General features: G+C 39.3%; 11 protein-coding genes. 6 read left to right on the forward strand and 5 right to left on the reverse strand.

Annotated features, from left to right (window positions below; genetic code table 11):
- Positions 1 to 27: 27 nt before the first annotated feature.
- The 3 genes from ABJE44_RS11235 (at position 28) to ABJE44_RS11245 (ending at position 3,169) form a co-directional block, all read left to right on the forward strand.
- Positions 28 to 1,641, forward strand: coding sequence for a S41 family peptidase (locus ABJE44_RS11235; protein ID WP_348110547.1), 1,614 nt, complete (start codon positions 28 to 30; stop codon positions 1,639 to 1,641).
- Positions 1,642 to 1,645: 4 nt separating this feature from the next.
- The gene (locus tag ABJE44_RS11240; protein ID WP_348110548.1) at positions 1,646 to 2,029 is read left to right on the forward strand and encodes a hypothetical protein; all 384 of its coding nucleotides are present in this window, start codon (positions 1,646 to 1,648) and stop codon (positions 2,027 to 2,029) included.
- Between the two features lie 117 nt (positions 2,030 to 2,146).
- On the forward strand, positions 2,147 to 3,169 hold the full coding sequence (locus ABJE44_RS11245; protein WP_348110549.1) for a LacI family DNA-binding transcriptional regulator: 1,023 nt from the start codon (positions 2,147 to 2,149) through the stop codon (positions 3,167 to 3,169).
- Positions 3,170 to 3,180: 11 nt separating this feature from the next.
- Here ABJE44_RS11245 and ABJE44_RS11250 read toward each other — a convergent pair whose 3' ends face one another.
- From ABJE44_RS11250 to pulA, 4 genes are all read right to left on the reverse strand, one after another.
- Positions 3,181 to 4,707: an MFS transporter gene (locus tag ABJE44_RS11250; protein ID WP_348110550.1), complete on the reverse strand. Its 1,527-nt coding sequence runs from the start codon at positions 4,705 to 4,707 to the stop codon at positions 3,181 to 3,183.
- Positions 4,708 to 4,752: 45 nt separating this feature from the next.
- The gene (locus ABJE44_RS11255) at positions 4,753 to 6,768 is read right to left on the reverse strand and encodes a glycoside hydrolase family 97 protein (protein ID WP_348110576.1); all 2,016 of its coding nucleotides are present in this window, start codon (positions 6,766 to 6,768) and stop codon (positions 4,753 to 4,755) included.
- A gap of 127 nt (positions 6,769 to 6,895) precedes the next feature.
- Positions 6,896 to 8,776: a glycoside hydrolase family 13 protein gene (locus tag ABJE44_RS11260; RefSeq protein WP_348110551.1), complete on the reverse strand. Its 1,881-nt coding sequence runs from the start codon at positions 8,774 to 8,776 to the stop codon at positions 6,896 to 6,898.
- On the reverse strand, positions 8,773 to 11,535 hold the full coding sequence (gene pulA / locus ABJE44_RS11265; RefSeq protein WP_348110552.1) for a pullulanase-type alpha-1,6-glucosidase: 2,763 nt from the start codon (positions 11,533 to 11,535) through the stop codon (positions 8,773 to 8,775). The genes ABJE44_RS11260 and pulA overlap by 4 nt, the downstream gene beginning before the upstream one ends.
- 430 nt (positions 11,536 to 11,965) lie before the next feature.
- On the opposite strand from pulA, the gene ABJE44_RS11270 reads away from it, so the two are divergent.
- The 3 genes from ABJE44_RS11270 to ABJE44_RS11280 all read left to right on the forward strand — a co-directional run bounded on the left by ABJE44_RS11270 (position 11,966) and on the right by ABJE44_RS11280 (position 18,087).
- Positions 11,966 to 14,767, forward strand: coding sequence for a TonB-dependent receptor (locus ABJE44_RS11270; RefSeq protein WP_348110553.1), 2,802 nt, complete (start codon positions 11,966 to 11,968; stop codon positions 14,765 to 14,767).
- A gap of 98 nt (positions 14,768 to 14,865) precedes the next feature.
- Positions 14,866 to 16,368: a tryptophan halogenase family protein gene (locus ABJE44_RS11275; protein ID WP_348110554.1), complete on the forward strand. Its 1,503-nt coding sequence runs from the start codon at positions 14,866 to 14,868 to the stop codon at positions 16,366 to 16,368.
- Positions 16,369 to 16,455: 87 nt separating this feature from the next.
- Entirely contained in the window at positions 16,456 to 18,087 is a 1,632-nt protein-coding gene (locus ABJE44_RS11280) for an alpha-glucosidase (protein WP_348110555.1), read from the forward strand.
- Between the two features lie 94 nt (positions 18,088 to 18,181).
- Here the strand turns inward: ABJE44_RS11280 and ABJE44_RS11285 are convergent, their stop codons facing one another.
- Positions 18,182 to 19,555, reverse strand: a complete 1,374-nt coding sequence (locus ABJE44_RS11285; protein ID WP_348110556.1) for a DUF4397 domain-containing protein — start codon at positions 19,553 to 19,555, stop codon at positions 18,182 to 18,184.
- Between the last annotated feature and the right edge of the window lie 170 nt (positions 19,556 to 19,725).

The following is a 19,725-nucleotide window of genomic DNA, read 5'->3' on the forward strand; positions in this document are numbered from 1 at the left end:
AAAAAATAATCAATGAGAGGTTTGTACGTGATTAATAAACTTGAAAGTTTGCGACTTTTTTTTATTGCAATTACCACCAGTGTTGTCCTTTTATCTTGCGGGGGGAGTAACTCAACTGCAACTTCAGATACAAACGAGCCAACTTGGGTAGCCGGTGAGTTTCTAGATGACTCTGAATATAAAGACCTATGTGAATCACCAAGAACAGGCCCAGACAGTAATGGTGATACTTTCGATGATGTATTAGGTACAAGCATGCATGAAAGAATGTGGTTACGGTCTTGGACGAATCAAACCTATCTTTGGTATGACGAAGTGGATGACAATGACCCATCATTATTCACACTAGATGCATTTTTCACTCAATTAAGAACCGAACAGTTAACTGCTTCCGGTTCGTTTAAAGATAACTTCCACTTCTCTCAATCAACAGAAGAATACAATTTAAGAACCCAAAGTGGCGTGTCATCAGGATATGGTATTAGCTGGGAATTTGTAGCGACAAGTAGCCCTCGCAGACTCATTGTACGATATACAGAGCCTAACTCACCTGCAGCATTAGCAGGGGTTGTTAGAGGTGACGAACTAGAAATGATCGACAATATAGACTTTATAAACGCAAGCACAGAAGCGGAAGTAGACGATATAAATGCGGCTTTATTCCCATCAGATGCTGGTGAAACTTACAATTTTGTTTTTACTACTTTAAATGGTGAATCCTATAGCGTTGACATAAGCTCAGCTAATGTTGAATTACAGCCGGTGCAAAATGTAAAGGTAATTGATTCACCAATGGGAAATATCGGTTATCTGCAGTTCAACTCCTTTATCAGTTCAGGACAGCAAGGCCTAATCGATGGTTTTCAGGAGTTTGTAGACAACAATGTTAATGAGCTAGTACTTGACATGCGCTATAACGGTGGTGGCTTATTGGCAATGGCTTCACAACTAGCCTACATGGTCGCGGGTGCGTCGCAAACCAATAACCAAATATTTGAAACCACCCAGTTCAATAATAAATCAGGTACCACCAACCCTGTTACAGGTGACACAGTTCAAGCCACCCCTTTTTATACCCGAGAAATTGACTGGGATACCTATCAGTTTACGAGTGAGACCTTGCCATCACTAGATTTAACTCGGATATTTGTATTAGCAACGGGGAGCACATGTTCAGCAAGTGAGGCTGTTATTAATGGACTTAGGGGCATTGATGTAGAGGTGGTATTAATTGGTGATACAACCTGTGGCAAACCCTATGGCTTTTATCCACAAGACAACTGCAGTACCACTTACTTCACTATTCAATTTCAAGGAGTTAATGCTAAAGAGTTTGGAGAATATTCTGATGGCTTCAAGCCCACTGCAACACCAACTTTCGACGATGAGCTTCCTGGCTGTAACGTATCAGATGACTTTAGCAAGCTTTTAGGAGATGAGTCTGAAAGCCTATTAGCTGCGGCTTTAAATTACTCAGAAACGAGCGAATGTCCAGTATCAACTCAGCTTGCCACTAGCCGATTGAGAGCGATTGAAAATACCGGTATTGCGATTAAGTCGTCGAATGCTGTTATTGACTCTATTATATTTGAAAACAAACTGATAGCCGAGCCTATTCAAGAGCCCGATACTGGCATTTAATAACATGAAGCCAAATACGTTGATAATAGTAGCAAGCGTTATAGCTTGGATGTTAATGGGCTGTGTGACCAAAGACACAGGCCTATTATCAGAAGCGCTATTAGAGCAACCAAGTAGGGAGTCCCGTCAAGCAATGGAAGTTGTAATTGGAGAAATGTTAAAAGGCCGCCCTATCAAATTAGCAGATACAGTATTCAGTAAAAAGAGTCGCTTAACAGTAGAACGCCGACAATCAGCTCCAAACTCTAATAATGTACTAAATGGCCGTGAAATACCTGCAATAGATTCCTTTACTTTATTTCTCAACAATGGCCAATGTATGATTAGACACAATCAAACTGGCCAAACCCGTTTTGTAGAAAATGTAAAATGTATCACAAACCCATAATGTCAAGTCAGCTGGACTGATTAGAAATAGTACAATCTCCCAGCTTACTTTTTATTCATATACATACTTAAAAACGTCACGTAAAATCTAACTACTTTTATTTTTACAGTGTTTTTAATGTCCAAATCTACCTCTTTTGATATTGCATTTCAGGCCAACGTATCTCAATCTACTGTGTCTCGAGCATTGCGAAACAGTCCATTAGTAAATGAAAAAACACGCCTAAAAGTTCAAAAGATAGCACAAGAACTAAATTACAAAGTAGATAAGAACGCCAGTAATCTGCGGACTCAACATACAGATACAATTGCTCTATTGTTATTTGAAGATCCAACCGATGATGACTCTGCAATCAATCCATTCTTTCTATCTATGTTGGGGAGTATTACAAGAGCCTCAGCTCGTAAAGGGTATGACTTACTTATTTCATTTCAACAATTGAGTGACGATTGGCATGCTGACTTTGAAGATAGTCGTAAAGCAGATGGTCTAATACTTTTAGGTTATGGTGACTTTGTCGATTATCAGGAAAAGCTCAGTAAATTAAATGAATACAATACTCATTTTATTTGTTGGGGAGCTGAAACAGATGGCGAACATATGGTTTCAGTGGGTTGTGATAATTTTCATGGTGGCTATGAAGTCACAGAACATATAATCAAACTCGGGCGTAAAAACTTTGCCTTTCTGGGGGACGCATCTAATCATTACCCTGAGTTTTTAGCTCGATACAAAGGACATTGCCAAGCACTGTTAGACCATAGATTATCGATAATTAACGGGTTACAAGTAGATGCGATATCCGTTGAAGACTCGGGATATGAGGCTGCTAATCAACTAATTGATAAAGGTATACCCTTTGACGCAATTTTTTGCGCCAGCGATTTAATAGCCATAGGTGCCATGCGAGCCCTTAAAAAGCGAGGCTTTAGAATACCAGAAGATATTGCAATTGCCGGATTCGACGATATCGCAACTGCAAATTTTGTGGTGCCTCCCCTCACAACCGCTAAACAAGATACTAAGCTTGCCGGAGAAATCTTAGTTGATAATATTGTTGCCTTAATTAACGGAGAACAACCGAATAGTATTTTAATTCCAACCTCTCTTATAGTGCGTAAATCCTGCGGCTACTCTTAACATAATTAACCTTAATTATTAGTCTTCACCCTGAGGACTAACACTGCCGCTAGCAACATACTCGCTCCACCTACAACCAATGAATAAATAGGTTGGCCGTCGAACACTTTACTTATCAAAATGCCTAAAATACTAGCGGCTAGAATTTGTGGCAACACAATGAAAAAATTAAAAATCCCCATGTAAAGACCCATTTTATTAACGGGTAATGCATTGGATAAAATGGCATAAGGTATTGATAAAATAGAGGCCCATGCAAATCCCACGGCAATCATAGAAGCGATAAGCCAAACAGGGTTATCAATTAAAATGAGTGATATAAATCCACATCCCCCTAGTAGTAAATTAATCATATGCGCAATACGTAAATTAGAATACCTAACGACGACAGGGATACAAATTGCAGCAAAAACGGCCGTTAGATTATAAGTTGAAAACAACACCCCCACCCAGTCCGCTCCTTGATTAAATGCCAAAGAACTCGTATCTGTCGCATTATAATGGTGGCTGGTAATCGCCGCGGTCGTGTAAGTCCACATTGCAAAAAAAGGAAACCAAGAAAAAAATTGCACAGCAGCTAGTTGTCTCATCACAGCAGGCATCGAATACAGGTCAGCCATGATCTGCGAAAAGCCATTTTTAGTTTTGCTTTGACTAGATAATCCACCAGCGATTAATTGGCAGACTCCAAAAACCACCATACCCAGAGTCAATATGGCTAAACTCTTATCCAATTGCTCTATATAGTGGTACAACAAATAACTTAATATTAAGCCAAACCCCAACCAGAATAACCCAGCTTGATAATATCGCTTGGCTGTTCTTATTTGCCTAGGCTCTAGCTCTTTAGAATGATGTAACGCTTCAAATTTTTCAAACTCTGATAGTTCCTTGGGTGAGTACTCTTTAGTGGTATATACAGTCCACAATACTGCCGCTAAAAATACTAAACCACCAGCGTAGAACGCAAACTTCACAGAGTCGGGTAATTCCCCAGCGGCAGCGGTATTATCAATTTTTAACCAGTTACTCATCATCCAAGGCAATGAAGATGCCACTACCGAGCCAACGCCGATAAAGAAGCTTTGCATAGCATACCCAGAAGCTCGTTGCTTTTTAGGCAACATATCACCGACAAAGGCTCTAAAAGGCTCCATGGATACATTGATAGAGGCATCCATTATCCATAACATACCAGCCGCCATCCAAAGAGTTGGAGAGTTTGGCATAATAAAAAGAGATAAACTGGCAACAATCGCGCCCCATAAAAAATATGGCCGTCTGCGACCTAATCTTCCCCAAGTTTTATCACTCATATAACCTATGATTGGCTGGACAATTAACCCAGTAATAGGGGCCGCTACCCACAATATGGCCATATTGCCGTAATCGGCACCTAAGGTTTGAAAAATACGACTGACATTGGCATTTTGTAACGCAAAGCCAAACTGAATCCCCATAAAACCAAAGCACATATTCCATATTTGCCAGAAATTTAACTCGGGTTTAACTTGTGCTTGTATGCTAGCTGTATGCATAATTTCAGAACCTTATTTTAGTTTATCTTGATACAACAAGCTGTCTTAAAGTGCTTTGAATCGAATAGCAAAACCACCACTACTAGCCATAGGTATTTTTAAGGTATCTGAGGCTTGAACGTGCTTTTTTTCAATGAGGATGTCATAGGGATTATTAATCCAATTGGCTGAATCTCCGTCACGATAAATCTGCGCTTCATAGGTTTTATTCTTGTCTAGAAAATCTAAAGCAAGGCTCAACTTCCTAGGGTCTTCATTGGTCAATGCACCAACAAACCAATCTTCACCACCTCGTTCTTGTCTTGCAAAAGCCACGTATTCACCTACTTCACCTGCGATGGCTTTACTTTCGTGCCAGTCAACGGGTACATCTTGAATAAACTGAAATGCTTCTAAATTTTTCTCATAGTTTCTCGGTAAATCTGACGCCATTTGAATGGGGCTATAAATCACCACATACATAGCAAGTTGTTTTGCCAAGGTTGTTTGTGGCCGGTCGGTATCTGCGCCTAAGCCCTTAAACCCCATATCGAAGGTACCAGGGGTAAAATCCATGGGCCCAGATAACATCCGAGTGAAAGCAAGAATAGGTAAATGTTCAGGTGGGTTAGGCGGAGAGCCCCAAGCATTATATTCTTGACCTCGAGCGCCTTCTCTAGATATCCAGTTAGGATAGGTACGACGTAAGCCTGTATCTTTAATTGGCTCATGGGTATTGATACTTATTTGATATTTTGCAGCTTGTTTAACATTGTGTAGATACTCATTCACCATAAACTGACCATCATGCCATTCTTTACGAACAATACCCTGATCGTCTATCCGCTTAATATTACCGCCATCTGCAACGTAACCGGTTTTTACTTGGCGTACTCCATGTTTTTGATACAGTGCAAATGCATCATCCATTTGATTACGATAGTTAGTCACATTACCAGAGGTTTCATGATGACCAATTAAACGCACGCCCTTTGCCAAACCATGCTGCGTAATTTCTTTGATATCAAAGTCATCATAGGCTTGAGTAAAATTGAAAACATCTCCATTGTTATACCAGTCGCCGTCCCAGCCAATATTCCACCCTTCTACTAAAACTCCATCAAAGCCATATTCAGCTGCAAAGTCCATGTATCGCTTAGTTTCTGCCGTGGTCGCCCCATGTTTTTCACCGCTACCCCAAGTATTTTCGGCAATATGCATGCCCCACCAAATACCCACATATTTTCCCGGTTCAATCCATGATGTATCTGCAAATGTAGTAGGCTCATTGAGGTTTAAAATTAAATCAGAGTTAAGCAGCCCAATTGCATCTTCACTTACCTGAATGGTGCGCCAAGGCGTAGTAAAATCTGCAGTCTTCTTAACTAAAACCCCATCAGACCATGGTGTTAAATCAGCTTTTAGTACCCCACCTCGCATTTGTTGTAATGTCATACTGGCGTAATCGACCAGTGCCGCTTCATGAATACTCACATGGGCACCATTCCCAAGTTTAAAGGTGAAAGGGGTGTGTACGCGATCCACTGAACTCAAGGCACTGGTTTGATAAATGTATTCATAACGGTTCCAACCCCTTGATGGGATCCACCAAGCTGTAGAATCTTTTGTATCCGCTATGGCAAACTCAGTTAACTCATTGGTGATATCGATGTGACTATCTAACCCTGGCTGTTTAGGTACTTCATACCTAAAGCCTACTCCATCATTGAATACTCGAAATCGTACAGCAAACAAACGTTTAGCATCCTGATTAGCAACAAATGTCACCAGTATCTCGTTATGATGATCCACTACTTGTTTTCGCTCCCCCCAAGGCTGCTGCCAAGTACTATGGTGTGCTACCTGTTTTACAGCTTGAATAGAAAACCCTTCTCCTAACTCAGAAACTTGCTTAAACCTCAGGCCCAATTTGGAGTCAGTCAATATTGGTAGCTGATTCAAAGTGATACTGTAACTAGGTGAGTGCGTATCAGCTATTGTGACTTCAATTTTTCCATCAGGTGATGAACCAGTGATAGATTTTGCAAATACCGGAGCATAAATAACACTGGCGATAAACATCAGAAATATTTTATTCATTTTGGTTTCCTTGTACTAAAAGTGGTTGGCAGAGCTAATATCTACTCATAAACTCTAAAGCCACCTTGATAATTTTTATTATTTTAAAATAGAAAATTAATATTTAATTTCAGCTAGTTACGTTCAAGATAAGTATACTTTTTGAGTTAAGTTTAATTTCAGAATTCAGTGAGTAGTGTTTAGATGTGATGACATCTTTGGCTTGGCTATTAGCTGGAATTAGCTCGGAATAATTAGTTGGATTAAGAATAACCTCCTGATTGTTTTTATTTATCACAACCATAACTGTCTGCTGTTCTAAGCTTCTAAAGTAAACGTACACCCCCTTGTTAGGAGCAAAGTGGGTCAATTTACCTCTATGGATGGCAGTGGCACTTTTACGCCAATTTAGTAACTTTTTAATATAATTTTGTGCTTCGACTTGCTGCTTGGATAGGCCTTTTTGGGTAATAGCACTGCTAAGATCTGAATGCCAACCACCAGGAAAATCAGAACGAATCACACCATGGTCTTCTGTACCTGTGTTACCCATTAAGACTTCAGTACCATAATACACTTGGGGTATACCACGTGTAGTAAACAAAAAGCCCAGGGCAATTTTGAATAAATCTAGATCATTATTAAGCTGAGTATAAATACGACTCATGTCGTGGTTGTCAGCAAATACCACCAAACTATAAGGGTCAGGATATTGGAAGTCATTGGCTAAAGACTGGTAAATGCTATTTAAACCTGTATTCCAACTGTCACTATCTTTTAAGCCATTTACTAAGGCATCTTGTGTGGGGAAATCCATTAACGTTGGCAAGTAGGATACGTAACCATCATGGGTATTTTTACCCCGCTGCCAATAAGAAACTAAAGCAGGATTAGAGGTCCACTCTTCACCAACAATATTGATATTAGGAAATTCTTCAGTCACTCTTTTGGTCCACAGGGACAAAAAATCTCTATCTGGATATGAATATGTATCTACTCTTAACCCAGATAAATTGGCAAATTCTATCCACCACAGAGTATTTTGAATTAAATAGTTTGCTAGCACTGGATGACGTTGATTTAAATCCGGCATAGTGGCAACAAACCAACCATCAGAAAACAACCTTTTATCTTTTTCGGTAGCATGAGGATCATGCAAACTTTGTCTTTTGTGATGGGTTCCAGTAAAAGCTTGCCCTTGAAAATTCAACCAATCTTTTGCTGGTAGATCCTCTAACCACCAATGCTTGTCACCTATGTGATTTAGCACCACATCTTTTAGCAGTCCTATACCTAAAGCTTGAGCTTGGTGAGACAACTCTTTAAATAATTGATTACTACCAAACCTTCCATCTATTTGGTAAAAATCAGTGGCAGAATAACCATGATAAGAATAAGCGGGTTGATTATTTTCAATAAGTGGTTGAGACCAAATTTGGGTAAACCCCATATCCCGTATATATTCTAAATTATCAATAATTCCTTGAATATCTCCACCATGACGACCACCAATATTGGCGCGATTCACACCCTCACTGAGCATTGCAAGTTGATCATTGTTGGGATCACCATTTGCAAAACGATCTGGTGTAATTAAATAAATGACATCTTGGGGACCATAGGATGTTTTCGCTGCTGAATCCTTATTACGCTCACTAAACTTATAAGGATAACGAATTTTAGTTTTTCCATTTTTTACAAAATTAATTGCATAGATCCCAGCTTGCAAAGACTCACTTAATTGTAAATCTATCACTAAATAATTGGGGTTATCTAAGGTATTAACCTGAACAACTGCTATATCCGAATGCTCAACGATGACACTTAGATCACTGATGTTTTTGCCGTGTACCATTAACTGTAGTTTTTTACCCTTCATACCCGACCACCATGACATGGGTTCTAAGTGGTCAATTTGGTAATTATTCCCCAATGCATTGGTAGTAACTAAAATAAAGAAAACGGCACATATACGCTGTATTTTAAGCTGCCATAGGTTTGATTGTTTCATTGTACTTGCCTTTCAGAGGGTTCGATAAATACTGCTGTGGTTAGGGGAGCGACTGTGAATATTCCGCTATTTGCATAACTTTGCTTAGCCGAAAAATTGGCTGAACTAGCTAGAACTGGGTGTAATGTATATTGGTTAAATTCCGGTAATTGAAATGTCTTCGGATGTTCACTGGTATTAAATAGAACAAGTTGGCCAGGGTGTTTAGTATCCCCTGCAATACTCATCACAATTAAACCCAATTGCTGGTTTGAACCAGTATTATGAAATTTTACCTTTTCGATTACATCTGCTTCATTTGTTAAACGATACAAAGCAGAGGTCATGCGTATTTCTAGTAAATCCAAAAAGCCTTGAACACTAAAACGAATATTTTCAGGACTCACTATATCTCTGCCTTGATTCCCCTTAAGCAAAGTTTTAATTAGCGGCCAGTTTATTTGATCTTTTTCTTTAGGGGGGAGACCGATATTATAGTTATTACTCTTGAGGCTAAAGTCGACTTTGTTAAACCAATCACCATAATCATAAGAATCACGCAAAAATCCCTTAGACCTAAGCATTTCTGATCCCATATGAATGAATGGAATACCTTGAGCCAACAAAACGAATGATAAGTTTTGTACCTGCATCAAAGTACGTTGCTGTGGGGATAAGTGATAAGCAACGCGATATTGATTGTTATCCCATAATGTTTGGTTGTCATGTTTTGACACATAATTGATGGTGTCAGCTGGGTCCAAAGCGTAACCTGTAGGCTGTTCGCCATATGGAATTTCTTGACCTAATTTAAGCTTCCCACTGTGTATCATCAGGGGAAAATTAGCTAAATTACCTGCTAAGCCAATTCTGATTTGGTCCATTTTTAAGTAATAAGCATCCAAACCTTCATTTTGTAACTCGTTGGGGATCACGCCTAAGCCATTGCCAATTCCTTGGTTTTTTCTAAGGTAAGTTGCTGAATCGGTAACACTCCCTCCGCGCACTGCGTCTCTAAGCCTGTCAGTAAAAGTACCGATTTCAGTACCCGCCATATTCAGTTGACTAGCTTGAACAAAACGTTTGTTATTAGCGACTTCTCCAAAATTCCAACCTTCACCATAAAAGTAAGTATCAGGGTCCACTTCACGCACCGCTTTTCGAGCCTTTAACATCGCCTCTTTAGGTTGGTGCGCCATTAAATCAAATCTAAAGCCATCGATTTTATAGTCTCTCGCCCACACCACCAAAGAGTCGATCATTAACTTTTCCATCATGACTCTTTCTGTCGCAGTATTGTCGCAACAGCTAGATTGAGTAATAAGGCCAGTATTGGGGTCGAGTCGGTGATAGTAGCCAGGGACAATTTTATCGAGTACAGATTTAGGGCCTAATCCAGCCTGATGGCTATGGTTGTAAACTACGTCCATAATCACTCTAAAGCCCATGTTATGTAGTTGCTGTACCATAGCTCTAAACTCTACGATTCTAGACTCGCCTTCTGGCTGCAGGGCGTAACTACCTTCAGGTACAGTAAAATGAAACGGATCATATCCCCAATTATAGTTATCAAAAGGGCGCAGGGCTGAAATTAGGATTTCTCGGCTAGAATCCTCTGCCGATAGCTGTTCGAGATACCCTCGAATTGACATCTTTTTAGAAGCTGAAGTCGTACAAAAAGGTAAGTGCTTGGCAATTTTGCAAGCTTTTTCAATAGGGTCATCAATATCAATCACCTGATCTGTATTCTCTCCCACACTCCCTATATCAAAGGTTGGTAATAAATGAATACTATTTACGCCAGCCTTTGCTAGGCCTTGGAGATATATAAAGCCATCACTCTTTTTGTCTGTAAATGCAGCGTATTTTCCTCGGTATAGGGGGTCCGATAATGACAGATCATGAGCGCTAAAATCCCGTATATGAGTTTCATAAAATATATTATCTTCAGGAGCCAACAGCGGCACATCCTTTTGATCAATCCATCCTGAGGGAAGAGTATTTGGGTGCTGTAAGTCTATGACCTGAGAATACTCACTATCCATAGAGAGACTTAGAGAATAAGGGTCAGTAGTTTGTATTGTTTCAACTTGACCACTAACGGAGTGATAAACCGTAACTTGGTAACGGTAATAAGTACTGGATAAGTCTTCTGGAACAGTAACCTGCCAGACACCAGAGCTACTATCTTCAAGCATAGGTATCTTATGAGTTTTTGCTGGCTGTTTATCCCGTTCAAACAAAAGTAAGCTAACATTCTGTGCAGTTGGAGCCCAAAGTTTAAATTGAGTGCTACTGTCTAATAATGTTGCTCCAAGATCATTAACCTCATCCGCGTCTTGGTCTTTTGAAGTATAAACCTCATCGATAATATGTCCTATCTGTACAAATGTACCTAGCGTTTTGCCCTTTGCTGCATCCCGCTCAACCACTACAAGAGGTTGTTTTAATAAAGCTTTAATTTGCTGCACAGGTATTTCAAAACTGTAGGCATTGAAGTGAGCTAAATGTGGATATTGCCCTTGCAACATTTTTGGCATGTCACGTTTGAACAAAGGGAAACTTTTGTTATGTTGATTTTTTGTGGTTAATAACAGTGAACCCGCGGTGTATTTATTGTTAATCACTATTACATCTGATGTGAGCCAATGAGCTTCGTAACCTTGTATGGAGTATTCATTCAGAGTTGCACCATCTTTGGCTGTATTTTCAAGCTGGGATTGAGCATGGATCTGACACGCTATTAATCCTAAAACTAAAATTACAAATAAATTTTTCACCAAGATACTTCTCTTATTTTGCAAAAACTAAGGTGCAACTAATGTACGCGTTGTGATGCTTAATAAAAAGAAAACAGCGTGTATTGCATACGTATTCAGAACCCCACCAAAAACACAAACCATTAACTTAAATGCTACATTTACATTACTAAAATATAATAAAAACACCCGTGGCAGCTGTGTAAACAGACCTATTTAGCCTTACAAAATTAACTTTTAAAAACTTAAAAACTCAATTATATCAAGATTCAAAAATCATTGAATACGTATGCATAACATATTTTTATTAGCCTAACTGCTCTATATTGATGCCCATCCACACTGGGTGTGGCACTAATGGCGGTTATAAAAGATGATACGGCTATTATTTAATATAGAAACTCAAAGCCAATAACAAAAACAAGTGGTACCGGCTCAACGGAGAAGCACGATGTTACATTTCAAACAAAATAAATTAACAAATGCATTGATTTCAGCAGGCATAATTACGATGAGCACATCGTTTTTAGCTTATTCCCAAGAAGAAGTAGACCAAGGTGACGAAGATGTTGAAGTCATTCAGGTCAAGGGGTTTCGTGGCAGCATAATAGAATCAATTAGTACAAAACGTTTTGCAGCAGAAGTTGTTGAGTCGATTTCAGCAGAAGATATAGGCAAATTACCTGACTCTTCAATCGCAGAGTCCATTGCTCGCCTTCCTGGCCTAGCTGCACAACGCTTAGACGGAAGAGCAAGCCGAGTCAGTATTCGTGGTTTTGGAGAGGACGAAAGTGGCACTACTTTTAATGGCCGAGAACAAGTTTCAATTGGTGACAATCGTGGTGTTGAATTTGATTTGTACCCATCAGAAATAATGAGCGGTGTTACTGTTTATAAGACCCCAAGTGCAAGAATAGAAGCAGAAGGGATCGCGGGTGTCATAGATATGCAAACTGTTGATCCCCTTAGTAAAGATGAGCGTGTCCTGCAGTTCAATGGACAATATGAAAAAACAAGTTTTGAAAAGCTCAACCCCGATGGCAACGATGACGGTTTTCGAGGAACTTTTTCTTATATAGATCAATTCGCAGATCACACCTTAGGGGTAGCGTTTGCCTATTCAACAATGAGCTCACCGAATCAAGAAAAACGTTGGAATGCTTGGGGATACCCCACATTTGAGTATGAAGACGGTTCACAAGGCTCCATTTTAGGAGGTGCTAAACCTTACGTACGCTCTTCAACACTAGAAAGAGACTCAGCACTCCTAGTGATAGAAGCAGAGCCAAATGAACAACTTCATATGACTTTTGATGCTTTATATGTTGATTTTTCTGATGAAAAAATTCTGCGTGGCATTGAAATACCCTTTGCATGGGGTCAAGGAAGCATCTCAGCTGATAGTGCGGTTATTGATTCTGAGTCCGGCTTTGTCACAAGTGCCGTGACTACAGGCCAGAGAGTGGTTGTACGTAATGACTATGAAACGCGTGACGCCAAACTCAACTCAATAGGATTTAATACCGAATACTTTGCCTCAGACACCTTAACCATAGAGTTTGACGCCAGTTATTCAAAAGTTGAACGGGATATTTGGAGTATAGAAAGTTATTCAGGTACTGGTCGTGGTGATGCTAGAGGTGAAGCTGATACCTTAGGATACACCTTTGACGGTGGAAATACGGGAGCACACTTCACCCATGAGTTGGATTATTCGGACTATAACTTAATCCAATTAGGCGGCCCTCTTTCTTGGGGCTGGAGCTCCGCACTTAATGATCAGTATGGGGTAACAGGTACCGAGTACGAAAACCAACTACAAGATGGTTTTATTAATGCGCCTAATATAGATGATGAATTAATGGCTCTTAAGCTTGCTGCTTCAATGGAAGTCGATAACGATTTTATCTCTTCTGTTGATTTTGGTATGTCTTACCGTGACCGTGAAAAAACCAAAACATCAGAAGGCTATTTTATGACACTGTCTTCTTTTTCTTATCCTGATAATCCAGGCACCATGATAGTACCGGAGCAATATAGATTAGGCAGTGCCAGTTTAGACTTTATCGGCATGGGTGACATGCTAGCCTATGATACTAATGCATTGATAAAGGACGGTTATTACAACCTTTTGGCAGAAAGTTTAACCAATTCAAGCCATGCCACTAAGTCTTGGACTGTTCAAGAACAAGTCACCTCAGCTTTTGTGCAAGGAAATATTGATGCTCAATTAGGTGATATACCTATTTCAGGTAATATCGGCCTAAGATATGTGCAGTCAGACCAATCTTCACAAGGTAATGCCTTTAACACAATAGATGGTTTGGTGGTCACAGAACCCACAGACATTAGCCATGATTATACCCACTTGCTACCCAGCCTGAACCTTTCGTTTAGAATTGATGATGAACAAAGTGTTAGGTTTGGTGCAGCCAAAACCATTTCTCGTGCGCGTTTAGATGAAATGAATGCTTCCATTAATGCCTCTTACAGTCAAATTGTCGATGAAAACGGCAACAATTGGAGCGTCAGTGGAGGTAACCCAAACCTTGAACCTAAAGAAGCTATTGGCATCGATTTATCATACGAAAATTACTTCAATCAAGAAGGCTATTTTGCAGTTGCTTTGTTTTACAAAGATTTAAACAAATGGATCTTTGACGGTAACTTTGAAGTAGACATGACAGGTGTGGCTGACCCAGCAACAGGCGAAATTCCAGATTCACCAATAGCAACGGGATCAGGTAAAACAAATGGCGGTGAAGGTACTTTATGGGGCTATGAATTTTCTCTATCTCTGCCATTAAACATAATGCATGAGAATCTAGATGGCTTTGGTGTTATCGCTAGTTACACTGGTGTTGAGTCAGATATTCAAGACCAAAATGGTAATGACTACGAGTTACCAGGCCTGTCTGACAGTATTACCAGCGTCACCTTCTACTATGAAAAAAATGGTTTCCAAGCTAGAACCAGCATGCGTAAACGGGGTGATTTTAAAGGCGATGTATATGGATTAGGGTTCACTACCGACCAAGTTGACATAGTGGGCGAAACTATCTGGGATGCTCAAATTGGGTTTGATTTTGAGCAAGCCGGAATAGAAAGCTTAGCTGGCCTATCTATTTTTCTACAGGCACAAAACCTCAACAAAGAACCTTTCACGTCATTGCAAGGAGACAACCCATTGCAAGTTCGTGATTACCAAGACTACGGAAGCACGTACCTCTTAGGGTTCAGCTATAAACTGTAAGTCATTTATTTACACGACTAACTCATGCCCTTGTGGGGATATCACCCCAAGGGCAAAGGTTTTTTCTGATTTGAATAGCCATATTGAGGAAACAACTAATGGAAAAAATGGTTGATAACAATTTGATTCAAAATGTGGTGATTGTAGGTGGCGGTACGGCGGGATGGATTACCGCGGCTTTGATGGCGAAAGTTTTAAACAAAACTGTCAATATCACACTTATAGAGTCAGATGAAATTGCATCAGTTGGAGTAGGTGAAGCAAGTATACCGCCAATTATGCATCTTAATAATGCATTAGGTATTGACGAAAGTGCTTTTCTAAAAGCCACAAAAGGAACATTTAAACTTGGCATCGAGTTTGAAAACTGGCAATACCAAGGCAGTAAATATATGCATGCCTTCGGTGGTATGGGGAAAGACTTTCCATTCTGTGATTTCTATAACTTCTGGCTAAAAAGCAAACAACTGGGGATTCACTCAGAATTCGGTGATTACTCACTTAACTACCAATGTGCTAAACAGCACAAATTTTCTAAGCTCAAAAATATTCAAGGAACCAATTTAAAAGGCATTGAATACGCCTACCACTTCGATGCGGTTTTGTACGCAAACTTTCTTAGAGAGTCTAGCGTAAAACACGGGGTTAAAAGGATTGAAGGCATTGTAAAAAAAGTAAACCTGAATCCTAAAAATGGATTTATTTCCTCTGTGCATATGGAAAGTGGCGAAACAATTTCTGCGGATTTATTTATAGATTGTAGCGGTCAGCGAGCCTTACTAATTGAAGATGCTCTGCACACAGGCTTTGATGATTGGTCACATTGGTTACCTTGTGACAGTGCGATAGCGGTTGCAAGTGAAGCCATGAAATCCATACCACCTTATACCCGCTCTATTGCTCATCAAGCTGGTTGGCAATGGCGTATACCGCTACAACATCGAATGGGTAATGGCATTGTTTACTCTAATCACTATATGAGTGATGAGCATGCTGAAGATGCACTGCTATCAAGTTTAGATTCCAAAATAATTTCAGAGCCCAAAAAGATCCAATTTCGTACTGGCAGAAGCCGTAAACAGTGGAATAAAAACGTGGTAGCTATCGGCCTATCTAGTGGTTTTTTTGAACCCCTTGAATCAACAAACATTCACTTAATTCAAACTGCCGCCATACGTTTACTCAAGCTATTCCCTCATTTAGGTATAACTAAACACAATATTGATGAGTTTAACCGTCAAGCCTTAATGGAATCAGAGCATATTCGTGATTTTATTATTTTACATTACAAACAAAATCAACGGGACGAAAGTGACTTCTGGCGAGATTGCAGCTTGATGGATATTCCTGATTCCTTAACTCGCAAGTTAGAGTTATTTGAAAACAGTGGCCGAGTTTTCAGAGAACAAGACGAATTATTTACCGAAGTAGCATGGCAACAAGTGATGATAGGACAAGGATTAATGCCTAAGGATTATCACCCACTAGTCAACCAAATAGATGCCAAACAACTAACTGACTTAATGCAAAGCTTATCAACTTTAATACAAAGAACAGCAGGAAAGATGAGCACACACAACGACTATTTATCGCTTTTGTAATGCTTAAATTAATAAAAGCAGGTGTCTACTCACCTATAAATATTAACTTTTGCTGAATTAACCCTTTTAAATGTGAACTAGTAAATTATGACTAATGAACCTTGGTGGCGCGGTGCCGTCATCTATCAAATATATCCTCGCAGTTTTATGGATGCCAACAATGATGGTATTGGTGATCTGAAAGGTATTATAAACAAGCTCCCCTATATAAAGAGCTTAGGGGTGGACGCTGTTTGGATCTCTCCATTTTTTAAGTCTCCAATGAAAGATTTTGGCTATGACATCAGTGATTACAGACAAATTGATCCTATGTTTGGTGACATGCAAGACTTTGACGACCTAATAGCTAAAGCCAAAACCATCGACCTTAAAATTATTATTGATCAAGTGTTAAGCCATACGTCAGATCAACATCCTTGGTTCATACAAAGTCGAGAAGACCAAACCAATGACAAATCTGACTGGTATGTGTGGGCAGAAGCAAATGAGTTTGGTGGGCCCCCTAATAATTGGTTATCTATTTTTGGTGGCAGCGCTTGGCAATGGGAGCCTCGTCGTAAACAGTATTATTTACATAACTTTCTAACGTCGCAACCGGATTTGAATTTTCACAACGAACAAGTACGAGAAGCTGTATTAAACAATGTAGAGTTTTGGCTACAGCGAGGGGTTGACGGATTTAGGCTAGACGCCATTAATTTTTGTTTTCATGATAAGCAATTAAGAAATAATCCAGCTAAAGCGGAAGAAAACCGCAAAGGTCGAGGCTTTAGCGAAGATAATCCCTATGCTTATCAATATCATAACTTTGATAACACCCAGCCAGAAAACCTCAATTTTGTTGAAGATATACGTACACTCATGGACCGCTATCCAAATGTTGTTACCTTGGGTGAGATTTCCTCTGAAGACTCGTTGAAAGCTATGGCAGATTATACCAAAGGTGATAAGCGGTTACATATGGCCTATAGCTTTGAGTTGTTAACGCCTGATGGCTCTGCAAATTATATTAAACAAACCGCTGAAACACTTGAAGAAAACCTAACTGGCGGTTGGCCGTGCTGGGCAGTAGGCAACCATGATGTTAGCCGAGTAGCTTCTAGGTGGACTGAAGGGAAAAACATTCAAGCTAAAAGTAAATTGTATAACGCATTGCTAACCTCTTTGCGTGGCAGTGCTTGCACATATCAAGGGGAAGAACTTGGTTTACAAGAATCAGATATTGCTTTTGAAAATTTACAAGACCCATACGGCATATCTTTTTGGCCCACATTTAAAGGTCGTGATGGTTGTCGAACACCTATGCCGTGGTCAAAAAACCTTCTGAATGCTGGATTTTCTGAAAATCCTAAACCTTGGTTACCTGTGGATAGTTCGCATAGAGAATACGCTGTTGAAATCCAAGAGCATCAGCCTAACTCTGTGCTAACAGCCTACAAAACCTTTCTACATTGGCGTAAAGAGCAATTTGCACTTAGGTTTGGTAATATAGATTTTAAAGAAAGTGACAATCAAAAATTGATTTTTACGAGAGCATATCAAGAACAAACCATTATGGTTATCGTAAATTTTTCAGATGAAATGTTAACTATGAAAGTATCAAATGCACACATCAATTTACTTGAAGGCCATGGATTTGAATTACCTAGATTGAAGAGTAACTCAGATAAAATTGAACTGAAGCCATTTCAAATAGCTTACCTAGACATTAGCTCTTAATATTTAATAAATCATCTGATTAACCACCTTGAAAATGATAAAGGCGCTGATCTTACGATAGCGCCTTTTAATAAATTCAGGGGTAAACGTAAGGCTAGTTTACATACTCAGTTATTTGATAAGGGGAGCCACCGTAATCAAAATCTGTAGAAATTAGATTAACTACCCCGCCTTCTTGTAAATCATAAATTGTATAGTCTAATAACAATTCATCACTTGAGTCATATATATAAATATCATAACTCCCCGCTTCTATTTCATAACTTTCTGACTCTAAATAACCCACAGACAGTTCAGCATCATACGAATCTGGATCACCTCCCTGTTCAACAATAACAATTTCTAAAGACTCATCATTTTCAGAATATATTGCGTGGGAAAATAGGAGTTTACCGTGGGTTTCAATAATACGTAAATCTTCATCCGTTTCATTTAAAGAAACTGTTGTTGTTGCATCACCGGCACTTAGCAATAAAATTTGATCATCGGCATACACATTAAAGGTTGTTTCCTCTAACTCCGTGTCATCTTCGCTATTTAACACATAAACAGTAGTAGATTCTGCTTCATCAGACACACTTGGGGTAACTTCAATATCGTAAGATAACGCTCCAAGCCCTATATATGTTTCAATAACATTAGTACTATCACCTGTAGCGACCGATATGCCGGACGTATTACTGATACCGTTAGCAACTCTTATATGTGCATCTTCCGCTTCATTGGTTAACGCTCTGGCGCCACTGTCACTTAACTCTATAATCTTGTAGCGGACATCAGAACTTCCTGCTACTTCGTAACTTACAAGAATAAAAGTTGTAGCATCACCTTCATCTATCTCAATGTCATTCTTTTGAGCAAGAATTGTGTCGGTTCCAGATTCAGTAAAAACAATCTTATAGTCCCCCTCCGTTACTTCTGCATCGCCACTAGAGTCAGCTTGAGCTAGAGTATAATCTACAGTTTTATTCAGTAAATTTTCATCCGCTTCAATTAAATACATGTCCACTGTTTCTGCAGTATTAACCAGATTAACAAACTGTATCATCCCGTAGCCGTCTTCAAAGTCGTCATCATATACATCAGAAATATCCATTTCCATTTCAAACGAACTAGGACTAGATGCATCTCCGTAAAGTATAAAAGAATGTAGCTTTTTCTTATCAACGTGCAGAGTTTCATCATCGATAAAATTATCTTCTTCTGAGTTAGGTAATATTTGATTGAATTCTATATCGTAGCTACCGGTACTGACGTTTTCATAATCTGTGGCCTGTGCGTAATCAAGCTCATCTATAGTAGAATCATCTACAACAAACTCTATAGCAGGTGATTGGGGCGCTAAATTTACAAATTGATAGTATCCTGTACCGCTACTATCTTCTTCCTCTTCTAGAGAGCATCCATATAAAATAACTGGTATAGCAAAAGCGGTAAAACGAAGAATTTTATTTCTAAACTGTGACATTTATATCCTTAAACACAAAAAGTTGAATCTTGTGCTCAGAATAGTAAATAGATAAAAGGTTCATTGAGAAAAGCGGAATAGCTGCAACCTCTACATTGTTTGCACATTTCAGAGGGATATAATCGTATTTAACTAATAATTGAAGCTTTCTTTATACGTAGCAAACAAAA

It is taken from the genome of Paraglaciecola sp. (assembly GCF_039942875.1).
Lineage (GTDB): Bacteria > Pseudomonadota > Gammaproteobacteria > Enterobacterales > Alteromonadaceae > Paraglaciecola.

Bases quoted from the DNA above. Each gene is read 5' to 3' on its own strand.
- ABJE44_RS11285 (WP_348110556.1), bottom strand. From the start codon at position 19,555: ATGTCACAGTTTAGAAATAAAATTCTTCGTTTTACCGCTTTTGCTATA.
- ABJE44_RS11240 (WP_348110548.1), top strand. From the start codon at position 1,646: ATGAAGCCAAATACGTTGATAATAGTAGCAAGCGTTATAGCTTGGATG.
- ABJE44_RS11260 (WP_348110551.1), bottom strand. From the start codon at position 8,776: ATGAAACAATCAAACCTATGGCAGCTTAAAATACAGCGTATATGTGCC.
- ABJE44_RS11255 (WP_348110576.1), bottom strand. From the start codon at position 6,768: ATGTTTATCGCCAGTGTTATTTATGCTCCGGTATTTGCAAAATCTATC.
- ABJE44_RS11250 (WP_348110550.1), bottom strand. From the start codon at position 4,707: ATGCATACAGCTAGCATACAAGCACAAGTTAAACCCGAGTTAAATTTC.
- ABJE44_RS11270 (WP_348110553.1), top strand. From the start codon at position 11,966: ATGTTACATTTCAAACAAAATAAATTAACAAATGCATTGATTTCAGCA.
- ABJE44_RS11245 (WP_348110549.1), top strand. From the start codon at position 2,147: ATGTCCAAATCTACCTCTTTTGATATTGCATTTCAGGCCAACGTATCT.
- ABJE44_RS11280 (WP_348110555.1), top strand. From the start codon at position 16,456: ATGACTAATGAACCTTGGTGGCGCGGTGCCGTCATCTATCAAATATAT.
- ABJE44_RS11275 (WP_348110554.1), top strand. From the start codon at position 14,866: ATGGAAAAAATGGTTGATAACAATTTGATTCAAAATGTGGTGATTGTA.